At 45.3% G+C, this 24,905-nt stretch carries 21 protein-coding genes; 12 read left to right on the top strand and 9 right to left on the bottom strand.

The window, feature by feature from the left end; genetic code table 11:
* Nucleotides 1–167: 167 nt before the first annotated feature.
* Complete coding sequence (locus BUC01_RS23320; protein WP_073315043.1) at nucleotides 168–1,286, bottom strand: hypothetical protein; 1,119 nt, start codon at nucleotides 1,284–1,286, stop codon at nucleotides 168–170.
* Nucleotides 1,287–1,598: 312 nt separating this feature from the next.
* On the opposite strand from BUC01_RS23320, the gene BUC01_RS23315 reads away from it, so the two are divergent.
* The 3 genes from BUC01_RS23315 to proS all read left to right on the top strand — a co-directional run bounded on the left by BUC01_RS23315 (nucleotide 1,599) and on the right by proS (nucleotide 4,686).
* Complete coding sequence (locus BUC01_RS23315; RefSeq protein ID WP_025835524.1) at nucleotides 1,599–1,943, top strand: hypothetical protein; 345 nt, start codon at nucleotides 1,599–1,601, stop codon at nucleotides 1,941–1,943.
* A gap of 12 nt (nucleotides 1,944–1,955) precedes the next feature.
* Nucleotides 1,956–3,080: a glutathionylspermidine synthase family protein gene (locus BUC01_RS23310; RefSeq protein WP_073315041.1), complete on the top strand. Its 1,125-nt coding sequence runs from the start codon at nucleotides 1,956–1,958 to the stop codon at nucleotides 3,078–3,080.
* A gap of 112 nt (nucleotides 3,081–3,192) precedes the next feature.
* Nucleotides 3,193–4,686, top strand: coding sequence for a proline--tRNA ligase (proS, locus tag BUC01_RS23305; RefSeq protein ID WP_073315039.1), 1,494 nt, complete (start codon nucleotides 3,193–3,195; stop codon nucleotides 4,684–4,686).
* 117 nt (nucleotides 4,687–4,803) lie between these two features.
* Here proS and BUC01_RS23300 read toward each other — a convergent pair whose 3' ends face one another.
* Together BUC01_RS23300 and BUC01_RS23295 are read right to left on the bottom strand one after the other, a co-directional pair.
* Nucleotides 4,804–5,574 (bottom strand): hypothetical protein, encoded by a 771-nt coding sequence (locus BUC01_RS23300; RefSeq protein ID WP_025835526.1) that lies wholly within the window; start codon nucleotides 5,572–5,574, stop codon nucleotides 4,804–4,806.
* Nucleotides 5,549–6,355 (bottom strand): metallophosphoesterase family protein, encoded by an 807-nt coding sequence (locus tag BUC01_RS23295; RefSeq protein ID WP_025835527.1) that lies wholly within the window; start codon nucleotides 6,353–6,355, stop codon nucleotides 5,549–5,551. The genes BUC01_RS23300 and BUC01_RS23295 overlap by 26 nt, the downstream gene beginning before the upstream one ends.
* Before the next feature lie 277 nt (nucleotides 6,356–6,632).
* Here BUC01_RS23295 and BUC01_RS23290 point away from each other — a divergent pair, with 277 nt between their 5' ends.
* From BUC01_RS23290 to BUC01_RS23275, 4 genes are read left to right on the top strand one after another with little or no spacing between them, the layout of a single operon-like run.
* Nucleotides 6,633–8,933 (top strand): ABC transporter permease, encoded by a 2,301-nt coding sequence (locus tag BUC01_RS23290; RefSeq protein WP_073315036.1) that lies wholly within the window; start codon nucleotides 6,633–6,635, stop codon nucleotides 8,931–8,933.
* A gap of 40 nt (nucleotides 8,934–8,973) precedes the next feature.
* The gene (locus BUC01_RS23285) at nucleotides 8,974–9,660 is read left to right on the top strand and encodes an ABC transporter ATP-binding protein (RefSeq protein ID WP_073315034.1); all 687 of its coding nucleotides are present in this window, start codon (nucleotides 8,974–8,976) and stop codon (nucleotides 9,658–9,660) included.
* A 57-nt stretch (nucleotides 9,661–9,717) separates the two neighbouring features.
* On the top strand, nucleotides 9,718–12,027 hold the full coding sequence (locus tag BUC01_RS23280; RefSeq protein ID WP_073315032.1) for an ABC transporter permease: 2,310 nt from the start codon (nucleotides 9,718–9,720) through the stop codon (nucleotides 12,025–12,027).
* Between the two features lie 19 nt (nucleotides 12,028–12,046).
* Nucleotides 12,047–14,365, top strand: coding sequence for an ABC transporter permease (locus tag BUC01_RS23275; protein ID WP_073315030.1), 2,319 nt, complete (start codon nucleotides 12,047–12,049; stop codon nucleotides 14,363–14,365).
* A gap of 176 nt (nucleotides 14,366–14,541) precedes the next feature.
* On the opposite strand, the gene BUC01_RS23270 is transcribed toward BUC01_RS23275, so the two are convergent.
* On the bottom strand, nucleotides 14,542–15,891 hold the full coding sequence (locus BUC01_RS23270; protein WP_025835528.1) for an MATE family efflux transporter: 1,350 nt from the start codon (nucleotides 15,889–15,891) through the stop codon (nucleotides 14,542–14,544).
* Between the two features lie 439 nt (nucleotides 15,892–16,330).
* Here BUC01_RS23270 and BUC01_RS23265 point away from each other — a divergent pair, with 439 nt between their 5' ends.
* From BUC01_RS23265 to BUC01_RS23255, 3 genes are all read left to right on the top strand, one after another.
* Nucleotides 16,331–16,978 carry an HAD family hydrolase gene (locus BUC01_RS23265; protein ID WP_025835836.1) on the top strand — a complete coding sequence of 216 codons (648 nt, stop codon included), beginning with the start codon at nucleotides 16,331–16,333 and terminating at the stop codon, nucleotides 16,976–16,978.
* A 141-nt stretch (nucleotides 16,979–17,119) separates the two neighbouring features.
* Nucleotides 17,120–17,941, top strand: coding sequence for a 3-methyl-2-oxobutanoate hydroxymethyltransferase (panB, locus tag BUC01_RS23260; protein ID WP_025835835.1), 822 nt, complete (start codon nucleotides 17,120–17,122; stop codon nucleotides 17,939–17,941).
* Nucleotides 17,922–18,932, top strand: coding sequence for an MFS transporter (locus BUC01_RS23255; protein ID WP_025835834.1), 1,011 nt, complete (start codon nucleotides 17,922–17,924; stop codon nucleotides 18,930–18,932). Before panB ends, BUC01_RS23255 begins: the two co-directional genes overlap by 20 nt.
* Nucleotides 18,933–18,938: 6 nt before the next feature.
* Here the strand turns inward: BUC01_RS23255 and BUC01_RS23250 are convergent, their stop codons facing one another.
* Nucleotides 18,939–19,298 (bottom strand): diacylglycerol kinase family protein, encoded by a 360-nt coding sequence (locus tag BUC01_RS23250; protein ID WP_025835833.1) that lies wholly within the window; start codon nucleotides 19,296–19,298, stop codon nucleotides 18,939–18,941.
* A 123-nt stretch (nucleotides 19,299–19,421) separates the two neighbouring features.
* Nucleotides 19,422–21,644 (bottom strand): RelA/SpoT family protein, encoded by a 2,223-nt coding sequence (locus BUC01_RS23245; RefSeq protein ID WP_073315028.1) that lies wholly within the window; start codon nucleotides 21,642–21,644, stop codon nucleotides 19,422–19,424.
* Nucleotides 21,645–21,749: 105 nt separating this feature from the next.
* Between BUC01_RS23245 and BUC01_RS23240 the strand changes: the two genes are divergently transcribed.
* The gene (locus BUC01_RS23240) at nucleotides 21,750–23,267 is read left to right on the top strand and encodes a DUF4301 family protein (RefSeq protein WP_025835832.1); all 1,518 of its coding nucleotides are present in this window, start codon (nucleotides 21,750–21,752) and stop codon (nucleotides 23,265–23,267) included.
* A 55-nt stretch (nucleotides 23,268–23,322) separates the two neighbouring features.
* Here BUC01_RS23240 and BUC01_RS25640 read toward each other — a convergent pair whose 3' ends face one another.
* Both BUC01_RS25640 and BUC01_RS23235 read right to left on the bottom strand, forming a co-directional pair.
* The gene (locus BUC01_RS25640; protein ID WP_156482078.1) at nucleotides 23,323–23,418 is read right to left on the bottom strand and encodes a smalltalk protein; all 96 of its coding nucleotides are present in this window, start codon (nucleotides 23,416–23,418) and stop codon (nucleotides 23,323–23,325) included.
* A 40-nt stretch (nucleotides 23,419–23,458) separates the two neighbouring features.
* Nucleotides 23,459–23,962 (bottom strand): HU family DNA-binding protein, encoded by a 504-nt coding sequence (locus tag BUC01_RS23235; RefSeq protein WP_073315045.1) that lies wholly within the window; start codon nucleotides 23,960–23,962, stop codon nucleotides 23,459–23,461.
* 344 nt (nucleotides 23,963–24,306) lie between these two features.
* Between BUC01_RS23235 and BUC01_RS23230 the strand changes: the two genes are divergently transcribed.
* Nucleotides 24,307–24,543 (top strand): DUF4248 domain-containing protein, encoded by a 237-nt coding sequence (locus BUC01_RS23230; protein ID WP_025835831.1) that lies wholly within the window; start codon nucleotides 24,307–24,309, stop codon nucleotides 24,541–24,543.
* Between the two features lie 161 nt (nucleotides 24,544–24,704).
* Here the strand turns inward: BUC01_RS23230 and BUC01_RS23225 are convergent.
* Nucleotides 24,705–24,905 (bottom strand): hypothetical protein (locus tag BUC01_RS23225; RefSeq protein ID WP_139261910.1); only part of this gene is annotated, 201 nt, incomplete at its 5' end.

Here is a 24,905-nt window from a genome sequence, read left to right as displayed (position 1 = left end):
AATTCATTGGATTGTTGTTGTTTAAATATAACCGCAAAGATAATTCACTTTCGCTTATTAACATAACATACCCACAGGGTTTTCGGACTGACCCATACAAAAGGGGATGATACATTATAGTAGTATCATCCCCTTTTCTCCGTTTAGTCACCTATGTATCTTCTTCTTTATTCTTCCCACCATTTAATATCAGGGTTATTCACGTAATCCTTAAACTTGGGATATCTGTTGTCAATAGCCTGACTTTCATTTGCCCAATCTACTGTAGTAGGAACACTTAGCTTTCCGGGGGCTTTTCCTGTTTCCGCTTTTAGTGTTATTCCGTTTACTGTAATTGGAATGTCAATTATGGTCTTGTTGGCATATCCTGTAAGTCTGAACATTATAGGAGGCATGTTCTGATGTTTTCCGCCTGCTGTATTTACCATTGTACTAGTGCTAACTCCAAAAAGATTGTGAACTTCGTATTCTGCGCTCTCTCCTCCAATATACAGAGGCAAGGTTCCACCGGCAGCCAGCAAAGTGATTACAGCATCACCATTTACTATGGCAGCATCGAATACTACATCGTTAAAATCAAAATCTCCAATCGCCCCAAGGTCTTCGGCCATCACTCTTCGTGCACTGGTGTATTTGGCAGGAGTGATTTTTAATATCCAGTCGCTATAGTAGCCATCAGCAGCTTCTTGTTGATTAGAGTTTTGTCCGTTTGCTTCAAAGTCAAATCCTACATAATAAGCGCCATCAATATACTGGATGGTATATTCGTAGTGTGTTTTACCATCCATAGAATTAAAATATCCAAACTTAGATGTTCCGCTTTTTTGCATTAACATGATTGATCCATCGCTGGCATTGAAGTTATTGACATGCTCCTCACTGCCATTTGGCAACACTGCACGCAATTGGTCCATATTAGAATGTGAACTACTTACATGCTGCACAAAGAAGTCCGACCAATTAATGGCGATGGATGTAGGGTTCTTATTTGCTTTAAACCACTCAGTAACCTTTTCTTTTTCTGCTGGTGTGATAGCCTCTGGTACTTCAGTAAAGTCTTTCCATTGATTACTGTTGGTGTTAGCACCACGTGTAGTAAGATTTTCACCGAATCCCCAATCCTGAACGGGCGAAATAGTTCCATACTTATTGATAAAAGCCTCTTCATACTGAGCCTTTTTCAAATCTCCCTCTTTGCTGGGATCATATACATCGTTGTTGGTACAAGAAGAGAGTAATGCCACCGTGACAGTTGCTAAAACTGAAAAGTTGATTTTTCTGCCCATATCTGTATGTTTTAAATTTATAAATTCTCAATATATTCTATAAGTACAACTTTAAAAAGTTGTATTATACGATGCAAAAATATAAAATTCTATTCGTAAAACCAAATATATAGCTAAATAATACAACTTTTTTAATATAAATAAGGAAGTATACGTTCAGAAGGATATGATGTTTTAATATAGAATATAGTAAATGCTGTTTAAATAAACACCGGATAGCATTTATTGTTCTGAAATTATCTTGTGGATATCTCTGTTAATTCTCTCTTTTTATATACTTTTGTCGCTGCAAAAACAAGAACATATAAGATTATGAATAAACGACAATTTCTTGCAGCAGCGATTTGCCTGATGTCACTTGCCGGATGTACACAAAAAACTGAGTTACCGGACAATCCGAAAGATAAGGAAGAATACCGTGATAATCATGGGAACAGTTGGATATACAATGCTATGCTGATGCGTTGGGCATTGATGCCGTCAATATCTAACGGGCTTGCTACTACACACTATTATTATCCGCGATCGGGCAACTGGACGGATGCGAACGGTGCACGTGTAAATCCTCCTTCTAAAGTAAGCGTAAAATCTCCGAAATCGAAATCAAGCGGAAGTGTATTCGGCAAAACGCGCCGTTCATCCGGTGTTCATAGTTAACAAGTGCCGTCAATGAAAAGAATACCTGTCATTCCGCGCCCTGATTATAAAGAGAAAATAGAGGCGTTGGGATTTGATTTCCATGGCGATTATTGGCGTGAAGAAGCATACTATTGTTTCACGACCGATGAGATAGAGCGTTTGGAAGAAGCTACCCGGGAAGCCTATCGCATGTATTGTGAGGCAGTTCAGCATATCCTTGAATATAAATCGGGATTTATGGAACATATCCTGAATATTCCGGAAGAAGTATGCGAGTGCATTCGTGAATCATGGGATGCCGATGAACTGAGTTTATACGGACGTTTTGACTTTATGCTGTCCAAGGACGGAATTCCCAAAATTCTGGAATTCAATGCCGATACGCCTACTTCATTGTTGGAAGCTGCTATCATTCAATGGCAGTGGAAAGAAGATGTATTCCCCGATTACGATCAGTATAACGGTATTCATGAAGGATTGGTGCAATCGTGGAAAGATATTTTTCCGGAAGGAGGAGATATTCACTTTGCCGGTGCACTGGAAAATAATGAGGATACCGGTACACTGCAATATCTGGCAAGCACGGCAATGGAAGCCGGATTTTCCACCCGCGTATTAGATATGAATGCTCTTAATCTGCAGGACGGACATTTCTTCGACCCGGCTGGTGAGCCAGTGAAACGCTGTTTCAAGCTCTACCCTTGGGAGTGGATGGCGGATGAAAGCCCTGATGGTTGCCTGGCAGATGTGAAGTGGCTGGAACCAATCTGGAAACTCGTTATGTCGAACAAGGCTATTCTCAGCGTATTGTCTGATTTGTTTCCCACTTCTCCTTATGTGCTTCCCTGTTATATGTCGCGTCCACAATCGGGAGTCTTCTGTAAGAAACCGGTCTTTTCGCGTGAAGGGCACAATGTAAGCGTTCAGGAAATACGGAATTGGGAAGAACGGGTATGTATTGCCGAAACGGAAGGAGATTATAATACAGGTGCTTATGTCTATCAGGAATATGTGACTCCTACGCCTTATAGCGGACGTTATCCGGTCATTGGCTCATGGATAATAGGAGGGGAGCCGGCCGGTATAGGTATCCGTGAAAACCGTATGGAAATAACAGATAATATGTCGGAGTTTGTGCCACATATTATTATGTAGCTATGCCTTTTTTAAAATAGTGCTTTTATTAAAAGCACTTTTCGCACAAAATTTTGTACTTTTGCCGACTGTTTAATAGAAATATCCGAAAAACTTTAAAAAACGAAATAAAATGGCAGTAGAATTAAAAGACCTGACCAAACGCAGCGAGAATTATTCGCAGTGGTATAATGAATTGGTGGTAAAGGCCGATTTGGCAGAACAGTCGGCTGTGCGTGGTTGTATGGTGATTAAACCTTACGGTTACGCAATCTGGGAGAAGATGCAGCGTCAGCTTGACGATATGTTTAAGGAAACGGGACATGTGAATGCTTATTTTCCTCTGTTGATTCCGAAGTCTTTCCTCAGCCGTGAAGCGGAGCATGTGGAAGGTTTTGCAAAGGAATGTGCAGTTGTTACCCATCACCGTCTGAAGAACGCTCCCGACGGTAGTGGTGTGATTGTGGACCCGGAAGCCAAATTGGAAGAAGAGCTGATTATCCGTCCTACTTCCGAAACCATCATTTGGAATACCTATAAGAACTGGATTAATTCGTATCGTGACCTGCCCATCCTGTGCAACCAGTGGGCTAACGTGATGCGTTGGGAAATGCGTACCCGTCTTTTCCTGCGTACTGCCGAGTTCCTGTGGCAAGAAGGACATACTGCACACGCTACCCGCGAAGAAGCTGAAGAAGAAGCAGTACGTATGCTGAATGTGTACGCTGAATTTGCTGAAAAATACATGGCTGTTCCTGTGGTGAAAGGTGTGAAGTCAGCCAACGAACGTTTTGCAGGTGCTCTGGATACTTATACTATCGAAGCTATGATGCAAGATGGAAAAGCTTTGCAAAGTGGCACATCCCACTTCCTCGGACAGAACTTCGCCAAAGCATTCGATGTACAGTTCGTAAATAAAGAGAATAAGATGGAATATGTCTGGGCTACTTCATGGGGGGTATCTACCCGTTTGATGGGTGCACTTATCATGACCCACTCTGATGACAACGGACTGGTATTGCCTCCACATCTGGCTCCGATACAGGTTGTTATCGTTCCTATCTATAAGAATGCAGAGATGTTGCAGAAGATTGACGAGAAGATTGCGGGTATCGTTACGAAACTGAAATCGATGGGCATTTCAGTTAAGTATGATAATGCTGACAACAAGCGTCCGGGCTTCAAGTTCGCTGATTATGAACTGAAGGGTGTACCTGTTCGTTTGGTAATGGGTGGTCGTGACCTGGAAAACAATACAATGGAAGTAATGCGTCGCGATACGCTGGAGAAAGAAACCCGTTCTTGCGATGGCATTGAAGAATATGTAAAAGATTTGTTGGAAGAGATTCAGGCCAATATCTACCAGAAAGCCCTCAACTATCGCAACTCTCGCATTACGAAAGTGGATAGCTACGATGAGTTCAAGAAGAAGATTGAAGAAGGTGGCTTTATCCTGGCTCACTGGGACGGTACGACTGAGACAGAAGAGAAAATCAAGGAAGATACTAAAGCTACTATTCGTTGTATCCCCTTCGAAACCTTCTTGGATGATGATAAAGAACCGGGTGTTTGTATGGTAACCGGCAAACCGTCGGCTTGTCGTGCTCTGTTTGCCCGTTCGTATTAAGTTAACAAGGTTTCAGTTGACAAGTCGACACAAGTTTTTAGTTGACAAGATAGCAAGGAAACAAAAATGGCTGCACTTCGCATAAGAAGATGCAGCCCTTTTTCTTTTATATCATGCTTAGAATAACTGCGTTTTCAAACCGAATGACAGACTGAGATAATCTTTCGGTTTCAGATATTTATTAGTGAATGCACTTACTACGTACAGGTCACACGTACTTATCTCATAGAAAAAGGTAACGGCTCTTGCTCCCAGACGCCAACGTGGAGGAATGTCATACGTCAGTCGTTGTCCAAGGAAGATATGGATACGTACTTTAGATGAAAAGCCATAGTAGCCTTTCGGGTAACGTTCAGGCTCATGTGTCCAGAATTCATTGCCGAATACGGTATTGAGGTACATACCGCAAGCGAGAGGTTCTACGGAGAATTCTTTTCCGAGGGCAATGCTCCAGGGCATGTAATTTTGCTTTAAGGTCATGGTAATCTTAGTCCGTTTGGACTGATATTTAGGTAGAATACCAAAGAATATATCCGTTTCCCATTGATTACGCTTGCCGTAATCCCACCCTGTACCCAGAGAAATCAATCCCATATTACCGGCGAATTGCAGCTTCGTGTGTGTCGGAATCAGGCTTTCCCAATGCTTCCGGTAGCGGTGTACACGTCTGTCGTAACGGTTGGGACGCTTGTCACTAATGTCGGCACTGTCTATCCTCACCTTTTCTTTTTCCATCCATACTGTGTCATATCTCGTGATGATGATGGTATCTCTGAACATCTGGCGCGGTTCTATGGTAATAGTCTTCACCTCTTGTGCATAGCCGACGGACGAACAGATAAGCAGAAAGCACGCCAGTACTTTAATAATAGACCACTTCGCGCTCATATCCGTCAGGGGTTATAGTGAATATATAGTAGCTGCGATGTTTCATGCAGTCACTCATGTAGTACATCACGCCGTCCTCAAAGAGGTCTTCTTCAAACAAACGGTGCTCGTGGGCAGCGGTACAGAACAATAGATTGGGATATTGCTTGATGGCATATTGAAAGACGTCGGCCACGTTGTTGTTGAACTCAAAGCAGAAAGGGCGGATGTGCATGGAGAATATGGTACGGTCGTACTCGTCGCGGCGGTCTTCAAGCTGCCTGGAGATGAAGTCAAAATCCGGAATAGGATCTGAGTAGTCATATTCGAGCGCATTGGTGTTCAGACAAACGAATTTGATACGTCCGGCGATGAAAGAGAAATCCGGATCACCGAAAACGGCACGAAAAGTTTCTTTACCTGTACCGATACAGTCGTGGTTACCTATCAAACCCACGTAGGGGACTTTCAGCTTATTCATAATATCACGCTGCCACAGGAATTCATCGGTTACCCCGAAGTCGCTGAAGTCTCCGCCGTGGATAACAAAGTCGATATCATCCCGTTTATTAAGATGATTGACAAAATCTACAGTCTCATCATACCACCGCTGTGAATCGCCCATAGTGACGAAACGGATGGTAGTCTTATCCTTACATTTAGCCTCTATCTTTTCGATATTATAATTGTTGATATCCGTCTGACCGCTGATGCGCGTGTCATAGGGATGATAATCTATCATATCGCAACCGCTCATACACAGGCCTAAGAGCGGGATGAATAGGAGTTTAGATAGTCTCATGTGTTATGATATTTATATTATTAGTTCTCATTAGAAAACTGCGGGCAAATATAGAGTTTTCTTTTTGATAAATACTTGTCTTATCTTCCTTTTTTCTGTTCTCTTCGTACCGGACTTTTTTCATTAGCTGTCTAATTATTGGACGGAGGTGTCTAATAATTAGACACTGACGAAATGCGTATGAAAAGGTAAATACTTGATAATAAATGGATTTTAAGGTTTGGCATGCTTTCTGCAATATTAAAAGTAGAATATCACATAATCTTATATATGCCCTATGAAGTCATTTTATTATGTAATTCAAACTTTGCTGCATAGTCGTGGCTCTAATTTGATAAAGATAATCTCCCTTACTTTGGGAATTACGGTTAGTATACTCATATTTGCCCGTCAGGCTTTTGAGTTCAACTATGACACGTGCTACAAAGATCACGAGCGGTTATATGTAGTTAAGAGCATTTGGGACATAGGTGACAGGCATATGGAGTCACACATTACGATGGGACCAGTTGCCGGGGCTATAGCCGATGCTTTTCCTGAAGAAGTGGAGAGTGCCACTGTTACCCAGCAATGGTGGAGAAACAGCGGGTGGTTCCGAGATAACAACCGTTTTACTTGCCATGCCATGACAGGTGACTCCTGCTTTTTTTCTACCATAGGCATTCCGCTGGTGACGGGTAACCCGAATGAACTGACCAATCCGGATGTATTGTTTATCAGTCGCAGTATGGCGCGTGAGGCTTTTGCCGAGCAAGATCCAATAGGGCAGACGCTCACTATGAGCAGGCAATTACCTATGACGGTGAAAGGTGTTTTTGAAGATTTTCCGGAAAATTCCTCCTTTTATGGTGTACGGATAGTGATGTCTCTTGCCAGTTCTGCCAAGCATGGATGGGGATATTGGGGATGGAGAGGCGGTGACAGTTATCTGTCTTGCATTCGTCTGCGCCATGCTGAAGACTTTGATAAGGTAACCGCACGCTTTCCCGAGTTGGTGAAACGTTTTTATGGTGATGATTCCAGTGTGAAGTATGCGATAGAGCTCACTCCTGTGAGGAATTACCGTATGGATGGCGGTGTCAGTTCCATGCGCATGGTGTGGATTCTACTCACACTGGGCGGTGCCATTCTTTTCATCGTCACTCTGAATTATGTATTGATATCCATTTCTTCTATGGCACGACGTGCCAAATCCATCGGTGTACACAAGTGCAACGGGGCGGGAGGAAACACAATCTTTGGCATGTTCATTTTGGAGACGGGTATTATTCTGCTGGTTTCGCTGGCATGCATGGCATTGCTGTTGGTATATTTGCGTGAATCTGTGGAAGACTTACTCGATGTATCGCTTGCCGGCATCTTCGGATGGGAGAATATATGGGTATCGCTTTGCGTTGTCACCTTTCTGTTTGTGGTGGGAGGGATGTTGCCGGGTTATATATTCTCGCGTATTCCGGTGACACAAGTATTCCGCCGCTATACGGAAGGGAAGAAAGGATGGAAACGTCCCTTGCTGTTTGTGCAGTTCTGCGGAGTGGCATTCATTTTTGGGTTGCTGGGAGTGGTTCTGTCGCAAAGCTATTACGTAACTACGATGGATCGCGGTTTCGATCCGATGCGGGTGGTAGTTGGTCAGACCGATTTCGGAAATTCGGAGAATGCACGCAGTACGCTGGCTAATCTGCCATATGTGGAAAGTGCGGCGAGTGGTAGCAACATTTTCCTCGACGGACTAAGCGGTGAAGTGTTGACAAATGCCGCCGGACACGACGTCAGCCTACGCTGGATGCAGGCAGATAAAGATTATATTCCTTTCCTCGGACTGAAAATGAAAGAAGGCCGCAATATGGCGAAGGACGGTGAGGTAGTGGTCAATGAGAAATTCCTTGAAATTATGAATATGGAAGAAGATCCCATCGGGCGCCAAGTAGGGAAGCGAGATAACGTGATGGGTACAATTGTAGGAGTATTGAAAGATTTTCCTACTTCCAATCCGGCTTATGAACCTATACAACCTTTGTTTATTACGTACGCCCCGAACTTCAACGGAACTGTATTGCTGAAACTGAAAGAACCGTTTGAGGAGAATCTTCGAAATCTGAATAAAGATGTAAGAGAAATCTTTCCGCAAAATGATTTGGTATTTAAATCATATCCAGGGTTGATAAGTCAGCAGGAACGTAGCGTGACGAACTTCCGCAATGCGGCAGTGCTTGCAGCTATCACTATTCTGTTCATTACGCTGATGGGATTGATAGGATATATCAACGATGAAATGCAGCGTCGTAGCAAGGAGATTGCTATTCGTAAGGTGAATGGTGCAGATGCCGCATCCGTCCTTTCACTTCTGGCAAGAGATGTGCTTTGGACTTCAATACCTGCCGTTATTATAGGTACGGTAGGAGCGTGGTATATAGGTAATATATGGCGGGAGCAGTTTTGTGACACATCGTCATTTCCGGTTATCTATTATATATTGATTGCTTTGGGCGTATTGGGCATCATCGTTGGTTGCGTTGTTCTGCGTTCCTGGCGGATAGCAAATGAGAATCCGGTAAACAGCATTAAGAGCGAATAAAAAAGAGAATTAATATAATAACATATAATTATACAGTATTATGATTGAAATTAATGACATCAGCAAAGTATTCCGTACAACGGAAGTGGAAACAGTAGCATTGAACCATGTGAACCTCGAAGTGAAAGAGGGAGAATTTGTAGCCATTATGGGACCGTCAGGTTGTGGTAAATCAACTCTGTTGAATATTCTGGGGTTACTGGACAATCCGACGGAAGGCTCATATAAACTTCTGGGACAGGAAGTCGGTGATTTAAAGGAAAAGGAACGTACCCGCGTCCGTAAAGGTAAATTGGGCTTTGTATTTCAGAGCTTTAACCTGATAGATGAACTGAATGTATACGAGAACGTGGAACTGCCTTTGACTTATCTCGGTATCAAGGCTTCCGAACGCCGCCGGATGGTGGAAGATATTCTGAAACGTATGAATATCAGCCACCGTGCCAAGCACTTTCCCCAACAGCTTTCCGGTGGTCAGCAACAGCGTGTGGCTATTGCCCGTGCGGTAGTTACTAATCCGAAGCTGATACTTGCCGATGAGCCGACCGGTAATCTGGACTCCAAGAATGGTGCGGAAGTGATGAATCTGCTGACGGAACTGAACCGGGAAGGAACCACTATCATCATGGTGACGCACTCACAACATGATGCAAGTTTCGCCCACCGCACCGTGCATCTTTTCGACGGTAGTGTTGTGGCAAGTGTTGCGGCGCAAGAGATGTTATAAGGAAGCAAGGAATTCCCTTATGAACATTGATGAAGCTATGAATTAACAGAATATGCAATGAAACAAATTTATTACGTTATACAAACGTTGCTGCGCGGACGTGGTTCGAACATCATCAAAGTTGTTTCCCTTGGATTGGGACTGACGATGAGTATCTTGCTGTTTGCCCGTGTAGCCTTCGAACAAAGTTACGACACGTGCTATAAAGATTACGATAACCTGTATCAAATATTTTCCATCTTCACTGCCAATGGTGAACAATTCCAACCGCAGAAACAGAACTGCGGTCCGGTGGCGGGTGCCATCCTTGAGAATTTTCCTCAGGAGGTGGAGGCAGCTACCAGTGTGGCTTACTTCTTGGGCGCACCTTTATATAATGGTACCGTCCGTTTCGACGCCCGGACACTGCTGGCCGATTCGCTTTTCTTCCGCACTATGGGTATCGAGGTATTGAGCGGAAATCCGGAAAAGGAATTGATGCAACAGGATGTTATCTTCTTGTCTGCCCGGTTGGCGCGGAAGATATTCGGTGACGAAGACCCCATCGGGAAGGTGCTGAACTACGACAAGGAAATGCAGTTCACCGTGAAGGGTACCTACGTGGATCTGCCGGACAATGCCACGATGCGCCCCGAAGGTGTTGTGTCTATGCCCACAGGTTGGAATCGGGGTTGGAGTAACTATTCCTGGCGCGGTGGAGACAGTTATTACGAATACATCCGCTTCCGTCCCGGAGCCGACAAAGGAGTCGTGAACGCCCGCCTCGATGCTCTGATTCAGAAGTACCGTCCGGAAGAGGACAAGAAAGCTTACGGCTATACCGCCTTTGTAAAACCTATCCGCGACGTGTATCGTAACGAAGACCAGGTGAAGCGCATGGACTTCATTATGAGTATTCTTGCCCTCGCTATCCTCTTTATTGCAGCACTGAACTATGTGCTGATATCCATTTCCTCACTTACCTATCGTGCCAAAGCGGTGGGTGTGCATAAGTGCAGCGGTGCAAGCGGAGGTACGGTATTCTCCATGTTCCTGTTGGAGACGGGCATTATCATTGTGCTTGCCTTGATGCTGATGGGATTGATATTGCTGAACTTCCAGGAATTCATCGAAGACACTACTGCCGCTAAGTTAAGTGTACTTTTTGCACCGGACCGTATCTGGGTGCCGTCTGCCGTGGTACTTGCCTTGTTCATCGTCGGTGGCGTGTTGCCCGGCCGTTTATTTGCCCGAATACCCGTGTCGCAGGTGTTCCGCCGCTATACGGAAGGAAAGAAAGGTTGGAAACGTCCGTTGCTTTTTGTCCAGTTTGCAGGTGTAGCTTTCATCTGTGGACTGATGTACGTGGTGATGGCGCAATACAATTATGTGAAAGATAAGGATATGGGTTACGATCCACATCGCGTAGCCTCGGCTAACGCTTATTTCGGTAAAGATGAGGAAAGTGAATCCGCATTACACTTTTTCTGCGGACTGCCTTATATAGAAGAGGTGTCTTGTGCCATCAGTAGCCCTGTCAGGAGCTACAGCGGCTCGATGATTGAGGGTGAGGGCGGACAATCGCTCTTTTCAACCCGCACCAGTCGTGCTCCCGAAGATTATTTCAAGATGATGGGTATGACCTTGAAGGAGGGGCGCCCTGCACGCGCCACAGATGAAATAGTTGTGAACGAAGCTTTTGCAGAGCGGATGCGCTGGGGAAATAAAGCCCTGAACCACCCGTTGCGTATGGAAGGTAAAAATTATAAAGTGGTGGGTGTATTGAAAGATTTCCATATCGGTTCCTTTTACGAACCGCAGGATGTCATAATCTTCGGTTATACCCGTACTTTTGGCAATACAGTCCACGTGCGTCTCAAAGAACCTTTCACCGAGAACCTGCGGCGGCTCAACAAAGACGTCGCCGAGGCATATCCGGACAAGACAATAGACTTCGAGGGGATGGAACAGCAGATACTACGAGAATATAATCCTGTGCGTGTATTCAGTAATGCCACTATATTGGCAGCGGTGACGATGTTCTTTATCATGCTGATGGGCCTGATAGGTTACACTACGGACGAGGTACGCCGTCGTTCGAAGGAGATTGCCATCCGTAAAGTGAACGGAGCGGAATCTATAGGTATATTGGAATTACTCTCTAAAGATATACTTTATGTAGCCGGGCCGGCTGTCATTATCGGTACGCTTGCTTCGTGGTATGTCAATGGAATGTGGATGGAACAATTTGCCGCACAAGTACCGCTCTCTTGGATTGTATATGTGCTGATAGCACTGGCCATTTTGATTATTATTGTTGCTTGCGTTATCTGGAAATCCTGGAAGATTGCCAATGAGAATCCTGTGAACAGTATCAAGAGCGAATAAATAAGGAACAAGAGAATTTATGAGACAAATTTATTATACTATTCAGATTTTGCTTCGCGGGCGGGGCAGCAATTTCATTAAGTTGATGTCTTTGACGCTGGGGCTGCTGATAGGTATCCTGCTTTTTTCGCAGATAGCCTATGAACTGAGTTACGAGAATTTTTATAAAGATCCGGAGTGCGTGGCCTTGATGCGCTGCCGACGGGTGAAGGACGGCATTCCCGATAAGGAGTATGATTACAGCACATTTCGCCCTGCCGCTGCCGACCTTTGGGAAGCATTGCCCGACTTGATAGAGTCTGCCAGTCTTTCGGTCAATTTTTATCAGCCCGAATTTTATATCGATGATAAAAAACTGGACGATGTTCAGCCGATGTTTGCAGATACACTCTTCTTCCATACTATCGGACTTGATGTATTGCGCGGTGATCCGAAGGAACTGGGTACCCCTTTATACGCTTTCCTTTCACAAAGTAAGGCACGCGAACTCTTCGGTGATGAAGAACCGGTGGGTAAGACTCTTTCTATGGGTAAAATGATGGATATCACTGTGCGTGGTATTTATCAGGATGTACCCGGAAATACGGCTTACCGTCATAACATTGTGATTTCACTGCCTACTCTTGAAGAGCATATCTTTGGTCGCGGCACTTGGCGTTCCAATGATATTTATAATGTATTTTTCCGTCTGAAAACTCCCGAAGATGTGGAAGCCATGAACGGCCGCATACAGAAGGCTGTAGAGCGTTATACCGAAACAAAAGAAGGTACGGATGTTATGGAATTCAGTGTGCTGCCTCTGCCGGATATCTATCTTAGTACTCCAGACACAGTGCGTCGGCTGGTTATCCTGGGAGTGCTGGGCTTTTCCATTTTCTTTGTATCTATCATGAACTACGTGTTGGCGGCGGTAGCCTCATTCAGTCGGCGTGCCAAAGCGGTGGGCGTACATAAATGTTGTGGTGCCGACGGAACACACGTCTTGGGAATGTTCATGTGGGAAACAGGCCTGTTGGTACTGACTTCCATCGTTGCCTGTCTGATGTTGATGTGTCTTTTCCGCGAAGGAATAGAGGATCTGCTACATGTCCGCCTTGTAGAACTCTTTACTTGGAATAATCTATGGGTACCTGGACTGACGGTTTTGCTGCTGTTCTTTGTGGCAGGTATTTTGCCCGGCAGGATGTTCGCCACAATTCCCGTGACACAGATTTTTCGTCGTTACACTGACAGTAAGCGTTCCTGGAAACGCGGTTTACTGTTCGTGCAATTCATTGGCGTGGCATTTATTCTGGGTATGCTGATTACTACCATTTGGCAGTATCATGATCTCATGACGCGTAGTATAGGATTTAGAACAGAGAGATTGGCAATAGGGCAGTACCATATGGAAGACCCGCAGGGAGTGGAAGATGCTATTCGCCGTCAGCCTTATGTGGAGTCGGTGGCCCGTAACAGTAATTCGTTGATAGCACATTATAGCACAACGGGGTTGACTGATACTCAGGGGAATTTCCTTTGTCCGTTGCACTACCAGAATGTGACGAAAGATTTTCCGCAGATAGTAGGTATGAAACTGGTAGAAGGTTCTTGGCCGGAACATACCGGTGAAGCCCTTATCGGCCGGAAAGTAGTGGAGACAATGAAGTGGGGCGATAAAGCCTTGGGACAACGCTTACCCGTCAATGCACAGTGGGTGGGGCTCGATAGCCAACCCACGGTAGTCGGCATTGTGGAAGATGTGCGTAACATGGGGTTCTTTATGGAACAAACCTGCACGGCTTTTATTCTTTCCGATTCCCGTAACTTTGCTTATAATGTTCGTTTGAAAGAGCCGTTGGACGAGAATCTTGCACGGCTGAATGCTTTTGTCAAAGAGGCATATCCGAAAGCGGCATTGGAATTTACGACCTATACGGATATACAACGTCAGGGTTATAGCGATGTGTATCGTTTTCGCAACACTGTCTGGGTAACTTCTGTCTGTATTTTCTTTATCGTGCTTATGGGGCTTGTGGGCTATGTAAGCGATGAGACTCAACGTCGTTCCAAAGAGATTGCCATCCGTAAGGTGAATGGGGCTGAAGCTCCTTCCATACTTGGATTACTGTCGATGGATATATTGAAAGTAGCTGTCGGAGCAGTGATTGTCGGTACAGGTTTTGCCTGGTATGTTTCCGGTGCCTGGTTGGAGCAGTTTGCCGATAGTGTTTTGCCTTCGCCTGTATGGTTTGTCCTGTTGGCACTGCTTTTGTTGGCGCTTATAGTGCTTTTGGTTATTTTCAAGGCTTGGCGTATAGCTAATGAAAATCCCGTACAGAGCATCAAAAGCGAATAAGTTCATTTTATCACTTTTACCTTGCCGACAGATATCTGTAGGGCATAATAAAAAGGGTGTAGCCTTCCGGGTCGGATAGCTACACCCTTTGGTTAGGATGGTGTAGCCCTTTAGTACTTAAGGCTACACCTTTCTTCGTTGAAGGTTACGCCCTCTGATAGAATGGTGCAAATTACTTACGCGATACTCTCCTCGTTTTTCTTCCGGATATATGTGCACAGCACAATAAGAGCCGTCACAAAAGCAAAGAAGTCAGCTACCGGCATACTGGTCCATATACCGTCAAGTCCGATGAATCGGGGGAAGAAAATCAGACCGGGAAGCAAATACAGCAGTTGCCGGGTGAGCGAAAGGAAAATACTGATTTTCGCTTTCCCGATACTCTGAAAAAAGTTGCCGATAACGATCTGTGCACCTACCAACGGGAACATCAGTACACAGATACGTACTCCCCGTGAGGCGATATCAATTAATTCATTATCATTTGTGAAGATAGCGGAGACGGCATGCGGAAACAATTCGCAGATCAGGAATCCACTGCTGGTGATGCAGACACCCGTCAAGATGCTGAGTTTCAATGTCTGTTTCACGCGGTCATGTTTCTGTGCACCGTAATTATAACCCACGATAGGCTGCATACCCATAGTCAGTCCCAATACAATCATCACGTAAAGCGTAAGCAAGCGGTTGATAATGCCGTAAGCTCCGATAGCCATATCGCCTCCGTGGCGTTGCAGTGAATTGTTGATGATAATTACAATAACGCAGGCGCATACATTCATCAGGAATGGAGACATACCAATGGAGAAGATGCTGCTGATGATGCGTCTTTTCAACTTCCAGAAGTCCGGACGGAAACGAACGAAACTGTCTTTGTCGATGAAGTGTTTCACCACCCATACCATACCGATGAACTGTGAAATAACTGTTGCCGTGGCTGCTCCGCGTATTCCCCAGTCGAAGTGGAAAATAAAGATAGGAGCGAGGATGATGTTGCAAACCACGGTCACCATAGATGTCAGCATCGCTTTCTTGGGATATCCCGTGGCACGCATGATGTTGTTCAGTCCGATCATTGTATAAGTAATGGGTGTTCCAATCAGAATAATCTGCATGAAATCACGCGCATAAGGCAATGTGTCCCGGCTTGCACCGAAAAATCTTAATATGTCGTCCAGAAACAAAAAAGAAAGTCCGCCGAATACGACTGCGTTAATCAGGCAAAACATCAGTGTGTTTCCCAGTACTTCAGTCGCCCCGTCCAGGTCTTTTTGTCCCAGGCGGATAGAGGAAATGGTGGAACCGCCCGCTGACACCAATGTACAGAATGCCACCACAAGGTTCATCAACGGGAAAGTGATTGCCAACCCGGCAATACCCATTGCTCCTACGCCGTGACCGATGAAAATACTATCGATGATGTTGTACAGCGAGGTAATCGTCATACCGATGATGGCGGGGATAGAGTACTGTAACAGCAGTTTACCTATACGTTCGGTACCTAATATGTGAGGGTTATTATCCATAAGTAAGTGTTCATAATTAGTTTATATAATAATAGATAGTTAAATGATAATTTACCAGCGTAGCGCTGGAGCAAGGTTCTCCTTCGGCGTGCAAGTAATCTTTCAGACACGGATGACACGGATGACGCGGATTCTTTTTTCCTTCGGTGTGATATGCCGGTATGTATAGCGCAGCTTTAAAAATCCGCGTCATCCGTGTCATCCGCGTCTAAAAGATTAAAGTCCGCGTTCGTCCGCCTTATCCGCGTAGTCCGCGTACCCATTCCCTCGCCGATAAATTATCATTTATAGTACAAATTAATTTTGATTGAGTACTTATCATCCGCTTATCTATGATTTTGCAGCAAAGTTACGAAATATTTGCTCGGTTCAAGTATTATTCAGACCTTTGTGCCGTAATTCATAAGGTATTAACATTATAAGGTAAAAGAAAGTTTATATGGCTGAAACAAAAAATATCGCCGTTCTTTTCGACTTCGACGGTGTCGTTGTCGATACAGAGACGCAGTATAGCATCTTCTGGCACAAGATGGGAGTAGATTACTTGGGTATGGAAGACCTGGAGAAGCGTGTAAAGGGACAAACCCTGATGTATATTTATGATACCTTCTTTCCCGGTATGGCCAAAGAACGGGAGGAAATCACTGCCGGACTCGACCGCTTTGAGCAGGAAATGTCTTTCGATTTCATTCCGGGGGTAGAAGCATTTATTGCCGATCTTCGTCGCAACAATGTCAGAATGGCGGTAGTCACCAGCTCCAACGATAAGAAAATGGAGGCTGTATATCGGGCTAAACCGGAGATTAAAAACATGTTTGACCGTATTCTTACGGCAGAAATGTTTACCGCTTCCAAACCTGCGCCAGATTGTTTCCTCCTTGGTATGGAAGTGTTCGGCACCACACCGGAAACAACTTACGTTTTCGAAGACTCTTTCAACGGCTTGAAAGCCGGCATGGCCTCCGGTGCTACGGTTGTCGGTCTGGCTACTACCAATTCGCGTGAAGAAATTGCCCCGTTGTGTCATCACATTCTGGATGACTTTGAAGGGTTTACTTACGATAAATTAACAGAATTGCATAAGTAAAGGGAAAAAGTTATACCTTTGCGGCGTTTTCACCACAGATTACACTGATTTACACAGATAATATGCTGAGGATGATATTGCTCTGTGCCAATCTGTGTAATCTGTGGTGAAAAAGCAATCAATAACTAAATAATTAAAATTATGGCTGGTTATATTTCAGACGACACTCGTAAAGTGACAACTCATCGCCTCATAGAGATGAAACAGAGAGGCGAAAAGATATCTATGTTGACATCTTATGATTACACTATGGCGCAGATTGTGGATGGTGCAGGCATGGATGTAATTCTCGTAGGCGATTCTGCCAGTAACGTGATGGCGGGTAATGTAACGACTCTTCCCATCACCCTCGACCAAATGATTTATCATGCCAAGTCCGTAGTCCGCGGTGTAAAGCGCGCTATGGTGGTGGTTGATATGCCTTTCGGCTCTTACCAGGGTAATGAACTGGAAGGTCTTGCTTCAGCTATCCGTATCATGAAAGAGAGTCATGCAGACGCCTTGAAACTGGAAGGTGGCGAAGAAATCATAGGTACGGTGAAGCGTATCCTCAGTGCCGGTATACCTATCATGGGACACCTCGGCCTGATGCCGCAATCCATCAATAAATATGGTACTTACACTGTTCGCGCTAAGGATGAAGCGGAAGCTGACAAACTGATAAGCGATGCCCACCTGCTGGAAGAAGCCGGTTGTTTTGCCATTGTGTTGGAGAAAGTTCCTGCTACTCTGGCGCAACGTGTGGCAAGCGAGCTTACTATCCCTATTATCGGTATCGGTGCCGGTGGCGGAGTAGACGGTCAGGTTCTGGTGGTTCAGGACATGCTGGGCATGAACAATGGTTTCCGTCCCCGATTCCTGCGCCGTTATGCCGATTTGCATACGGTGATGACTGACGCTATCAGCCGTTATGTATCCGATGTGAAGAATTTAGACTTCCCGAATGAGAAAGAGCAATATTGATAATCTTTGGTCACTGGGCTTTATGCGGATGTGCTTTGCCAATTTTCTGCTTTTTGCATCCATATATGCACTTTTCCCGGTACTTCCTTCGGTGATGGTGTCACGATTGGGCATCTCTACCGGACAGGCGGGTAGCATGTTTCTGGTCTTTGCTGCGGCGATGTTCCTTGTAGGACCGTTTCATGCATACCTGGGGGATGAGTATAAGCGGAAACACGTATTGGTATATTCCACGTTCGTGATGTTGGGAGCAACCCTGGGGTATGTCTTTGTCGATACTTTTCCCAGGCTGCTGTTGCTGGCAGCTGTGCAGGGAGCCGCTTTCGGATTAGCGACGACCGCAGGTATCACAGTGGCCATTGATATTACAGCTTCTTCACACCGTAGTGCCGGAAACATGGGCTTTGCGCTGGCTGCGCGCCTGGGTATGCTGGTAGGAGTAGGGGTGGGAGTCTGGATGTTCTATCTCAAAGGTTTCAGTATGGTGGCATATCTTTCTATATTGTGCGGCATATTCAGCATATTGTTTTCCTTGCGGGTGTATGTAGCTTTCCGTGCACCGATAGGGGTGAGCCGTTGCAATCTTGACCGTTTCCTGCTGTTGCGGGGATGGATTCCTGCCATAAACCTGATGCTGATAGCCTTCATACCCGGAGTGGCATTGCCGCTGATAAAGCAGGGGGATTACAGTGTATTGTTCTTTCTTGTTGTTCTGGTAGTGCTTACAATACCTTTCACGAAGATATTTGTGAAACTGTCACATCATTGCCAACGGGGAACTGCGAACACCACCTGTCATTTATCCATGGATGCCGGTCTGCTGATAGGTATGGCAGTCTGCTGTTTCCTGTCGGATAACGGTAATGAACAACTCCATTTTTATACGGATTTTCAGTTGATTTATAAAGTAATCGGCATTGCTATCTTGGTTGCCCTGGCTTTCTATTTCCTGCTGACAGGTCCTTATTATAAGCGGAAGAGAGTGAGATAGAAAACTCTAAAACAAATAGGGGAAAAAGATGATAATCCCGATGATTGCCGCCGCAACAGCGCACACCAGCACTGCTCCGGCGGCAATGTCTTTTACTTGTCCGGCGATGGGGTGACGTTCCGGTGAAACCAGATCCACCAATTTCTCTATAGCCGTATTAAACAGCTCCGCGGCAATTACCACACCGATACATAAGATAATGACTATCCATTCCGTACGTGTTATGCCAAAGAAAAAACCGGCGGCTATCACCACTACCGTAGTAATGAGATGAAAACTCAGATTCTGCTCTTTTCCTACGCATTGCCGGATTCCTTTCCAGGCATAACCGAAACTGCGGATTTGCTTTTTTAAGTTATATTTCACTTTGCCTCTTTTTGTTAGTATCTGTTAACTGTTAGACTAACGATTAGTCTAGGGTAGACTAACGTTTAGTCTAGGGTAGATTAGCATTTAGTCCAGGGTAGACTCTTGTCACTCTTAGCTAACTCAGCTTCTTGAAACTTGTTTCACTCCCTTCACCGTCCTCAACTTCTTGAGCAGTGTTTCCAGTCGTCCCGTATCACCCACCATGATGGTCATTGTCCCGGAGAACAACCCGTCGTGTGAGTCAATCCCGATGGAACGCAGGGTAATATCATTCTCTTTTGAAATGATAGAGGTGATATTTGTCACAATACCAATATCATCATGTCCCACTACGCGGAGCGTGATCGGGTATTGCGTGCCTTGCGATTTGCCTGCCCAACGCGCTTTCACAATCCGGTAGCCGAACCGTTCACGCAATTGTGTAGCATTGGGGCAATCACTGCGGTGTATCTTGATTCCTCCGGTCACAGTAACGAAGCCGAATACGTCGTCTCCATAAATCGGGTTACAGCAACGTGCCAACTTGAAATCAAGGCCTTTCAGATTCTGGTCGATAACCAGCACGTCTTCTTTCGAACGGGTGATCTCATCGTTCTGCGTCTGTTGCAGATTATATCCTTCGGCGCTGCGATACGTAATGTCATCATGTACATCATTTTCCCGCTTCTGCTGTTCCAGATATTTGTCTATGATTTCATTCACATCCAGCGTTTCGTCCGCAATGCTTTGATAAAAATCCGTCACCGTCTTGAAACCGAGACGCTTGATAAGACGCATCATTACGGCTTCATCATATTCTATTTTCCGGTTCTTGAATTTCCGTTCTATCGTTTCCTTGGCGAAAGCATGTTGGCGGGCGGCCATTTCTTTCAATGCCTGGCGGATTTTGGTGCGCGCTTTGGAGCTGGTTACGATATTCAGCCAGTCCTGCTTGGGTGTCTGTGTATTCGACGTCATGATTTCCACCTGGTCACCGCTATTCAAGACCTGTCGTAACTGTGCATTTTTGCCGTTTACTTTGGCGCCAATGCACTTGCATCCCAGTTTGCTGTGGATGTGGAAGGCGAAATCAAGCACCGTAGCACCCTTACCCAGCTTGAACAGGTCACCTTTTGGAGTGAATACGAATACTTCATCTTCATACAAATCCAGCTTGAACTGATCCATTGCCTCCAGCCCGTTACTATCCGAGTTTTCCAGGGCCTCACGTACGGAGGTCAGCCATTCATCCAGTCCGGTTTCTCCCTTCACACCTTTGTAGCGCCAGTGGGCGGCAAGACCGCGTTCGGCAATGTCGTCCATGCGTTCGGTACGTATCTGTACTTCTACCCATTTTCCCTCAGGTCCCATCACGGTGATGTGTAATGACTCGTAACCGTTGCTCTTGGGCACGGACAGCCAGTCGCGCAAACGCTTGGGATTAGGCTGGTACATGTCTGTCACAATGGAGTACGCCTGCCAGCATTCCTGTTTCTCTTTTTCCACTTGCGAATTCAGAATGATGCGGATGGCGAACAAATCATACACTCCTTCGAACGGACATTTCTGCTTCTTCATCTTCTGATAGATGGAGTGAATGGATTTTGTACGTCCCTTTATGTGGAAATGCAATCCGGCCTCTTCCAGTTTTTTCTGCATCGGAGCGATGAAGGCGGCAATATACTTGTCACGGGAGGCTTTTGTCTCGTTCAGTTTATCCTTGATGTGATAGTAAACCTCTTTTTCCGTATATTTCAGTGAGAGGTCTTCCAGTTCCGATTTCAGCTTGTACAAGCCCAGTTTGTGGGCGAGGGGAGCATAGAGGTATGCAGCTTCATTGGCCACTTGCCGGCGTGCTTCGTCATTCTTGCTATCCTTTATTTGCCGCATGATGTTCACGCGGTCTGCAATCATTATCAGGATTACGCGCATGTCCTCTGCAAACGAGAGCAGCAGGTTGCGGAAATTCTCCGACTCTATCGTCGGACTCTTGGAGTAAAGTTCGTTTACACGTATCAATCCGCGGATAATTCCGGCTACATCCTCACCAAAAGCCGCCTGCACTTCTTCAGTAGTGCAAGCGCCGTTTCTCACACTCTCGTGCAGCATGATGCCCAGAATGGAGGCCCGTTTCATTCCGATTTCTTCGGCAACGATAACGGCGGTCTGCATATCCTTAACCAGCGGATTCAGTCCGAAAGTGTCGCGTTGAACGCGGTTATCCTTTATAGAGTTGATAAGATGTGTTTTCAGTTTCCTACAGTCACCTTTTTGTAATGTCTCACCGGTCAACTGCAATAATTTTCTGTAGAGAGAGAAGAGCAATTCTCTCTCTTCAGTAGTGAAAAATTCATCTCTTTCCATATTCGTCCATTTTTGTTGCCCAAAGGTAGTTTTTTTCTTCTTTTTCTTGATAGGGGTTGCGGTTTTTTTGTATTTTTGGCAATCAATTAATAAAAAATGAATAGTATGATAACACCGCAAGACAAAGAGTTGCTTACCCGAAAAGGTATTTCAGAAGAACAGATTGCCGAACAGCTGGCCTGTTTTGAGAAGGGTTTTCCGTATCTGAAGCTGGCTGCCGCCGCTTCTATCGAAAAAGGCATTCTGGCGCCTGCAACTGACGAGCAGAAGCTCTATCTCGATGCATGGGATGCGTATACACGGACAGATAAAGTAGTAGTGAAGTTTGTTCCCGCATCGGGTGCAGCAAGCCGTATGTTCAAGAATTTGTTTGAATTTCTCGGAGCTGATTATGATGTGCCGGAAACTAAATTCGAGAAAACATTCTTCGGGCAGATTGAAAAATTCGCTTTCTATGATGACTTGAATGCTGCTTGTGAGAAAGCATTCGAGAAGAACATTCCCGCATTGATGGCTGAGGGTGATTATAAAGCTGTAGTGGCTGCATTGCTTGAGGCGGCAGGACTGAATTACGGTGCGCTTCCGAAAGGTTTGCTGAAGTTCCACAGATATGAAGATGGAAGCCGAACTCCATTGGAAGAACATCTTGTAGAAGGTGCGCTTTATGCTGCCAACAAGAATGGAAAAGTAAACGTACACTTTACCGTCTCTCCCGAACATCGCCGTTTATTCGAAGCATTGGTGGCTGACAAAGCAGCCGTTTATGCAAAGAAATACGGAGTGGATTATAATGTTACTTTTTCCGAGCAGAAGCCCAGCACGGATACGGTTGCTGCCGATATGGACAATCAGCCTTTCCGTGATAATGGCAAATTATTGTTCCGTCCGGGTGGTCATGGCGCATTGATCGAGAATCTGAATGATCTTGATGCGGACATTATCTTTATTAAGAATATAGACAATGTGGTGCCTGATAAGTTGAAAGGCGACACCGTATTGTATAAGAAGTTGATTGCGGGAGTTTTGGTTTCCCTGCAACAAAAAGCGTTTGCTTATCTGGAACTTTTGGATAGCGGCAGATATACTCACGAGCAAGTGATTGAGATTCTGCAATTCCTGCAGAAGAACTTGTTCTGTAAGAATCCTGAGACAAAGAACCTGGAGGATGCCGAACTTGTACTTTATCTGAAAGAGAAACTGAATCGTCCGATGCGCGTATGCGGTATGGTGAAGAACGTAGGTGAACCGGGTGGTGGTCCGTTCCTGGCATATAACAGTGACGGAACCATCTCTTTGCAAATCCTTGAAAGTTCTCAGATTGATATGAATGATCCGGAGAAAAAGGAAATGTTTGAGAAAGGTACACACTTTAATCCTGTAGATCTGGTTTGTGCCGTGCGTGACTATAAAGGCCATAAGTTCGACCTTGTTAACTTCGTGGATAAAGCCACCGGTTTCATCTCTTACAAGTCCAAGAACGGTAAAGACCTCAAGGCACTCGAACTTCCAGGATTGTGGAATGGTGCTATGAGTGATTGGAATACGGTGTTTGTAGAAGTTTCTTTGAGTACGTTTAACCCGGTGAAGACGGTGAATGATTTGCTGAGGGAACAACATCAATAAATGATATTAAAAGAATGAGAAACGAGGGTATTCATTTTGAACACCCTCGTTTTCTTTACACATTCATCGCGTTTGCACTGAGTGCCCCTATGATAGCCGAAGCTACTGCAATCACCACTTTCAGGATCTTGTCCCAGATAGATTTTTTCATGCTCTTTAATTTTTAATTTCTGATGCTTTTAGCGTTAGACTCATCCCAGCGGATTTTCATCCACTCCTCCACCGCTTCCTGATCCTCCCTGATCGCCGGACGAGCTCCCTCCCGACGAGTTTCCGTCCTTGTTTACCAGCGCTTCCAGGTCATAGAAATCAATTTTCTGTCCGGCCCGTGTTGCGGTAACGTCCGGCCTGATGGTAGTGGAGGGTCGGAAATTAATCTTCACGGCCTTGATGTTCTTTGCGGTGCAGTCTTCCACTTTCTCCACCCCCACGGTCCTTGCCGATAGGCTGAACACGCCGAAGTCCTTGATGTTTACCGACTGTCCGCTGTAGAGCTTGCTCACCAGTGCTTCCACAAAGTTGGTAATCACACTTTTGATGTCACCCAGTGTCAACGAACTCTTTTCCTTCATCACGTACGCCACGTCCTCCAGGTCTGCGTTCGGGCCTAATGTGACCAGTTGCGGATAAATCTTTGCCACGGCATCCGCCTTTCGCGGGTCTTTCCGCGGGATCTTCTTGAATGGTACTCCCATAATTGATAATTTTAAAAAGTTAAACAATAACGTAATTTGATCTTGTCCTTTCGGGTAAACTGCCGGATTCTCCTTTCGTTGCCTCCTTTCGGTGTCTTTGCTCAAGCGTATTTGCAGTCCGCCTGTCTCCGTCATCTTGAGCTTGCCGAAAGATCTCCTCTCTCTTTCCCCTTTTGACCTTGCAAATATACCCCGTTCCTTTCCCGCCTTCCTCCCTCCTGAAGCTATTTGAAATTGTATGAAAAAACGAGAGAGTAAATGAGAGGTAATTCCTCCTTTATTCCTTCTGTATGTCGCCATAAATGAGTACCTTTATACCATGTAAATAACTAAAAGCCAAGTTTATGAAAGAAGAATTCTTAGATGAGAAAGTCCCTGTCCGCGCTTATACTAAAGCCGACCTTGCCATGCTTTACAACCCCGGTGTATGCATAACTACCGCCCTTCAGCTTCTGCGCCGCTGGATTTACGCCAACAAGCAACTGATGGCGGAATTGCAGGAAGCGGGTTATAACAAGAACCGCCATTCCTATATGCCTCTTGAAGTGAAACTGATATTCAAGTATCTGGGGGAACCTTAAAGTCCGCGTACCGGCAGTAGCGCGTCCTTTGTAAATAAAACGCCAATACTTGTAACGGGTGGTAAGAAATAATGTAATGTAGCATTACATATATTCTTATCACCCGTTACGTTATACACTAACTCAGCCCTTGTCAACTCAAAGTTGGGCGCATACGAACCTTAGAACGGCAGTAGCCCCTCGTCCTCATCCTCCTCTTTGGTCTTCCCGTCCTGTCTTTTCTCCTTGAACCCGTTGTTTACCTCATCCTCCATCAGGTCCACCACTTCATACTCCGTGCTTCCCTGCCTGTCCCTTCTGGTGCGGAACCCGTACTTCTCCAGCGAGAGCACCAGTGTCTGTGTGGTCTGCCTGTTCACCTG

The sequence above is a fragment of the Bacteroides stercorirosoris genome (genome assembly GCF_900142015.1).
GTDB lineage: Bacteria > Bacteroidota > Bacteroidia > Bacteroidales > Bacteroidaceae > Bacteroides > Bacteroides stercorirosoris.
Note: the sequence above shows the minus strand (reverse complement) of the source record. Positions and strands in the feature narration are given on the sequence as shown.